Source organism: Bartonella sp. AA81SXKL (genome assembly GCF_042196945.1).
In the GTDB taxonomy this organism is placed as follows: Bacteria; Pseudomonadota; Alphaproteobacteria; order Rhizobiales; family Rhizobiaceae; genus Bartonella.
The window spans coordinates 1-5,508 of the sequence record NZ_JBHIRH010000033.1 but is presented as its reverse complement, the minus strand read 5'-3'; the positions used below and the strand labels follow the sequence as shown (position 1 = coordinate 5,508).

Genomic DNA, 5,508 nt, shown 5'->3' with positions numbered 1-5,508 from the left:
GTTGTTACAGCCCCTGATGCTGACAACCAAGTTTTTCCCCTCGACGAGCCCGTGTTGGTCTTCACCCATGAGACAGAGAAAATCCAAAAGCTTGGGGCAAGAGGCACGGCTCTTGATGTGATTAAAGCCGTGTGCGCGCAGGGGATTGAGGCACAAATTATCCTTGTGCGTGTGGAAGAAAAGTCAACCATTGCTGAGACACAAACCGAAATGGTGGGATCCAATACTCACTTGACCGGTGTGCACGCCTTGGCTCATGCGCGTGGGCATTTAGGTGTGGAACCTGGGATTTTACTGGCACCGGCTTATAGTGCAGGGCGGATTGACAATGGCAAAAACCCTGTGGCAGACGCTTTGGAACAAGTGGCAGAAAAGCTACAAGCGATTGCGGTTTTTGATACGGGGGGTAAAAACACGGAAGAAAGTCTTGCCTATCGTGCAGATTTTTCCTCACGCTTTTGTTATTTGATTGACCCCTTTGTACGGGTGGCAAATCGTGAGGGGGGTGTTAGTGTTAAACCCGCAAGTCCTTTTGCAGCAGCCATGTTTATCAAACGTGACAAGCAAAGGGGCGGTGTTTTTTGGTCTCCTTCCAACCAAGATGTGCATGGCATTTTAGGCACGGCACGCCCCATTAGCTATTTTGATGGGGAAATTGATCATGAGGCAAATCGCCTTAACCAAGCCGATATTGCGACCTTTATTCCAGCACGGCTTAGCCAAAATGCGCAGGGAGAAGTAGCTTCCAATGGGCGCATTTTATGGGGCAACCATACCACCTCCAGTGACCCATTGTGGCGTTTTGTCAATGTGGTGCGCACCCGTGCAGCTTTGGAAAAAACGATCATTAACAATTTCCGCCCTTGGGCGAATGATGAAAACCTTACTGGTCAACATGTTATTGCCATTACCCGCAGCCTTACACAGTTTCTTGATGATCTGATTGCGCGGGGTGCGCTTTTGGGTGGCCGGGTTTGGTTTGATCGTGATTTAAATTCCAACAGCACTTTGCAATTGGGAAAATTGCGGGTGGAATTTGATGCAGAAGAAGTGCCACCTTTAGAAGATTTGAGTTTCGGCAGCCGGCGCAATAGCGCTTATTTTGATCGTTTGGCTGAAGATATCCAAAAGAAAATGACTTATCAATTTGGCGATACGCTTGAAACTTATCGCAAAGCAGCAAGGAGTTAAAGCATGACTTTACGCATTGTGCGCGGTTTTACCTTGATTGTTGATGATGATGTGAATCTCCATCTTGATCTTGAAACCCTCAAATTACCTACGTTGGAAGAAATCACCGAAACCTATCAACCGGGCGGCTCTGATATGCAAATTGATGTGAGCGGTCTTGGTGTGAAAGCTTTGAGTTTACAAATGAAAATCCGCAGCCATACCCCCGAAATTATCGGCATCTTTGGTGGTCCTCCTGGGCTTCGTCATAAATTTACAGGCAAAAAACATGTGATCTCTGAAGAAGATGGACGCGAGCATGAGCATTCCATTGATGTGACAGGGCGGTTGGTCAAAGTCGATAGCGAAGGCTTAACAGCTGGAAAAGCGACAGGCTATGATTGCGAGATCAAAAATGTTTGGGACTATACGGAATTTTGGGATGGTTCTGTTTTGCACCGCTTTTCTTTTAAACGGGGCGGCTGGCTTGTCCGCAATGGGCAAGAGATCGGTTCTCGCCGCCGCTCTATTCTCAATTTATAGGAATTGATCATGACAAGTTTACAAACCAGCATTGACGTGGAATTGCAGGTTCCGCTTCCTTATCAAGATAAAGGTGGCAAAGAATCTCTCTGCAAGAAACTGACCTTTTATCGCCCCACTTTTAAGCATGCCAAGCAATTAGCGGTGCTCATTGGACCACAATTGACAGAGCTGCTGCTTCCTGAGTTTGGAGAGCAAAAAACAACTTTGAGCAATGATGTGCTTATCACGAAGCTTTCTCAAGTTTTGTTCACAAGTGAGGCAACAGAAGGCATCACAGCACTTTTGGCTGATATGTCACATGAATCTATTGAATTGATTGATCGAGTTGATGTGATGGATATTGTCGCAATATTGAAGGCTTTTTTTGCTTTTTTTCCGCAACTCCAATCCTCTCTGCCGGACAATTTGGGGCAGAGCTAGCCCTTTATTATCACTGGGCGCCTTCAGAAATTAACCAGATGGATTGGCTGGATGTGATTGCTTATCGAGAAGAACTCGCGCGCCTGAAAGCTCAAGAATATGAAAGCCATCAGTTAGGATAAGAGACGATCATGGATGTTTCTCTTGTTGTGCGTTTTGTTAATCATCTGCAAGAGGGGATCGCTTCTGCCAAGCGAGATCTTGCAGCCTTTAGTTCAGATATTGCGCATTTCCAAAACAAGACAAGGCAGCATTTTAAAGGGTGGTTTGACTCGGAGCATCTGAGGGAAGCAACAGCCAATGCGGAAAATGCTTTTAACCAAGCGCGGGGGCGCATGGTGGGTGCCATTGCGCAAACAGCAACCTTAATTGCACCGCTCTATAAAGCCATGCAATTTGATCAATCGATGAAGGGATTAGAAAAGGTTCTCGATGCCCCCCTTGATCGCTTAAAGGAATTGCGCCGTTTTGCGCTTGAAACCTCCACCAAGATTCCGTTAGCGGCGCGTGAAGTCTTAGAATTGATGACCAGTGCCAGCCAAGCAGGGATTGGCGAACAAGATCTGGAAGCTTTTAGCATTTATGCTGCCAAAGCGGCTGTTGCTTTTGATATGACGGGGGATCAGATTGGGGAGCGCTTTGCCAAATTGCGCAATGTCTTTAAGCTTAATCAGGCAGGCATTGAAGATCTAGGCGATGCTATCAATCATCTCTCTAATCACATGGCGGCAAAGGCAAGTGAGGTGTCTGATTTTACCAATCGTGCTACCGGTGCGGCAACCATGTTTAAGCTCACCGCGCGCGAAACTGCAGCATTTGGTACGGCGATGATTTCTGCTGGGATTGTTCCTGAGAGTGCCGCGCGTGGTTTTAATGCCATGAGTGCGCGCATACAGGCAGGGGGCAAACATATTGAAGATGCTTTTGCCAATATTGGGCTTTCCCGCGAAAAATTCATGCAAGATCTGGACAAAGATGCCACCGGCACCTTGGTACGCTTTTTTAATGTGTTGGGTAAATCCGAACAGGGCATGCGCTCGCTGATTGCCATTGCTGGGCGCGATTTTACTGGTGATTTTGCCAAATTGGTGGGTAACCCAGAATTGTTAGGGCAAGCTTTAGAGTATGTGAAAGATCCACAAGTCTTTAAAGGTTCTGTAGAACAAGAAGCCGACAAACAAGCAACCGGTGCCATGCGGCAATTTGAACTCTTACAAAACCGTATTGTGGCTTTGGGCATCACCATTGGTGAAGTGCTTCTGCCTCCTCTCAACAGTCTCATGGAAACTGTTGGTAATTTTACTAATGGGCTTATGGCGTGGGCGAATGCGCACCCAACTTTAACAAGTGCCATTATCAAAACCATTGCTGCCCTGATGGCTTTTAATATTGCTCTGCGCGTGTTGCGCTTTACCATGGCTGGCACACGTCTTGGGCTTCTTCAATTGATGGGCTCTTTTATCAAGCTTAGAGTACTCAGTCGTGGTGTTGCTGCAAGCTGGCGGGGCTTAGCAGCCGCAGGGCGCTCGCTGGGCTTGCTAACCGCGGGTCTTGGGGCAAGTTCACTCCGACTCTTACGCCCCATAACTTTACTGGTAGGGGCTTTACGGGGGATTGCTGTCTCAGGAAGTGCATTTGCTGCCTCTTTTGGTTGGATGGGGACAGTGATCGAAGTGGTTGGGGCAAGTCTTTCCTCTGTTGTGGGGGGTATTTTTACCCCAATAGGGGCTGTGGTTGCTGCTGTTGTGGCGGTCATACTGGCTGCTGGTTTTGCTTTGTGGAAATATTGGGATCGTTTTTCTTCTTTTATGAAGGGCTTTGCACGGGGGGTATCTCGGGCTTTTGGGCAAGCCTTTGAAGCTGTTATGCGCTTTTTTGGTGCTGATACCACCACCATTACGCGTTGGAAAAATATAATCGCCAATGCTTTTGATCTCTCTCAAGTTTGGCAAAAGTTTAAACAAGAGCTTTCCTCTGTTGCCGAGTGGTTTGGCAATTTGTGGGAGGGCGTTAAACAAAGCTTTTCCAACTTTTGGCAATGGTTGAAGAGTTTTTTTACACAGGAAAAGCTCTCGGAGAGTGCCAAGGCTGGTATGGAACAAGCGGGCGAAGATCTGGCTAATTCGATTGTCGATGGCTTTATGTCGTCTATCTCACAATTGATGGATTTTTGTAAATCTTTGCCTAGCCGCATTAAGGGGTGGATTGGTTCCATTGATGTAAGAGAGTTTTTGCCAAGTTTTTTGGGGGGCAAAACAACCATTCAACCGATTGCACAATTTGCAGGGGCGGGGCGTGCAAATTCCCCTTTCACAGAAGCAAAAGGCAAAGAGCATTCCACTATCACACACAATCAAAATGTCACAGTGCATGTCAATGGTGCGCGTGATCCTGTTGCCACCGGTCGTGCGGTTGCCCATGCCATTCAACGGGTACGCGCCAATGCATTGCATGGCGGGACAGAATGAGGGGAGGGAGCCTATGAGAGATCCTTTGATGATGTTAGGATCACATCAATTTTATGTGGACTGGCTGAATTTCCAATCCTTTGAAGAAGAGTTTTCTGCCTCATGGGTTTGTATGGAGCGTTTTGGCAGGTCCCCCAGTTTGCAATTTACCGGCTATGGCAATAATCCCAAAACCATTCATGGGGTTTGGTTTCCAGAAGAATTTGGTGATCGTGTAGCCATTGATGCTATCACTACAACTATTCGAAGAGCAAAGCCGGTCCAGATGCTTCGTTGGATTAATGATACCACCTATAGTGTTCTTCTTCATGGACCCGTGGTGATCACCACGATCAATAAAGACCACGACTATATTAGCTGCTCTGGTCAATCCCAGCGCATCCGCTATTCCATTACGCTCTTACCCTTTTTCAATGGCGGAAAACCACAAGGACAATACCAAGAGGGACAAATCCAGGTGGGACAAATTCTATGAAGATACCAGAAAAGCATGTTGTTGTAGAGCTAGAGGATATGAGTCTCGATCTTATCTGCTTTCACCATGCCATGGCAGTGTTCAGAGACCGGAGGCAAGCTGGTTTACTCAAAGGCTATTTAGAAGCCACACTGGAAGCCAATCCAGAGATTGCCAAATATGGTGTGTTTTTACCGCGGGGCTTAACGGTTATTTTGCCTGAATTTGTGTTGTCTAATCCCCAAAGCATGGTGAAGCGGTTATGGGATTAATGCGTACACACCCTTTTATTGTGGTCAAGGTGGGAGACAAACCTGTTCATGAGGTTTTTTACCAGCGTCTTTTAACCGCAACGATTACGGACCATGCCGGTAATGAAGCCGATACATTTGAAGCAGAGTTTGACGATAGTGGCAATGATTTAGAGGTTCCCTCAAGCAACAGCACTCT

6 protein-coding genes and 1 pseudogene are annotated in these 5,508 nt (G+C 46.9%); all 7 read left to right on the top strand.

Annotation, left to right across the window (positions count from 1 at the left end):
• Positions 1–1,191: phage tail sheath family protein (locus ACFINZ_RS08780; protein WP_375701340.1), on the top strand; the 1,191-nt coding region annotated here is incomplete at its 5' end.
• A gap of 3 nt (positions 1,192–1,194) precedes the next feature.
• A complete protein-coding gene (locus ACFINZ_RS08775; protein ID WP_015856800.1) occupies positions 1,195–1,713 on the top strand; it encodes a phage major tail tube protein in 519 nt (172 codons plus the stop codon).
• Positions 1,714–1,722: 9 nt separating this feature from the next.
• Positions 1,723–2,136 carry a hypothetical protein gene (locus tag ACFINZ_RS08770; RefSeq protein ID WP_375612337.1) on the top strand — a complete coding sequence of 138 codons (414 nt, stop codon included), beginning with the start codon at positions 1,723–1,725 and terminating at the stop codon, positions 2,134–2,136.
• A gap of 131 nt (positions 2,137–2,267) precedes the next feature.
• Positions 2,268–4,604, top strand: coding sequence for a phage tail tape measure protein (locus tag ACFINZ_RS08765; RefSeq protein ID WP_375701339.1), 2,337 nt, complete (start codon positions 2,268–2,270; stop codon positions 4,602–4,604).
• 13 nt (positions 4,605–4,617) lie between these two features.
• Entirely contained in the window at positions 4,618–5,079 is a 462-nt protein-coding gene (locus ACFINZ_RS08760; RefSeq protein ID WP_375701338.1) for a phage tail protein, read from the top strand.
• Positions 5,076–5,330, top strand: coding sequence for a tail protein X (locus ACFINZ_RS08755; RefSeq protein WP_375701337.1), 255 nt, complete (start codon positions 5,076–5,078; stop codon positions 5,328–5,330). Before ACFINZ_RS08760 ends, ACFINZ_RS08755 begins: the two co-directional genes overlap by 4 nt.
• Positions 5,330–5,508, top strand: a pseudogene (locus tag ACFINZ_RS08750) (late control protein); the annotation flags it as partial. The gene ACFINZ_RS08755 and the pseudogene ACFINZ_RS08750, both read left to right, overlap by 1 nt.

Coding starts and splice junctions, on each gene's coding strand:
- ACFINZ_RS08765 (WP_375701339.1), top strand. CDS start 2,268: ATGGATGTTTCTCTTGTTGTGCGTTTTGTTAATCATCTGCAAGAGGGG.
- ACFINZ_RS08755 (WP_375701337.1), top strand. CDS start 5,076: ATGAAGATACCAGAAAAGCATGTTGTTGTAGAGCTAGAGGATATGAGT.
- ACFINZ_RS08770 (WP_375612337.1), top strand. CDS start 1,723: ATGACAAGTTTACAAACCAGCATTGACGTGGAATTGCAGGTTCCGCTT.
- ACFINZ_RS08760 (WP_375701338.1), top strand. CDS start 4,618: ATGAGAGATCCTTTGATGATGTTAGGATCACATCAATTTTATGTGGAC.
- ACFINZ_RS08775 (WP_015856800.1), top strand. CDS start 1,195: ATGACTTTACGCATTGTGCGCGGTTTTACCTTGATTGTTGATGATGAT.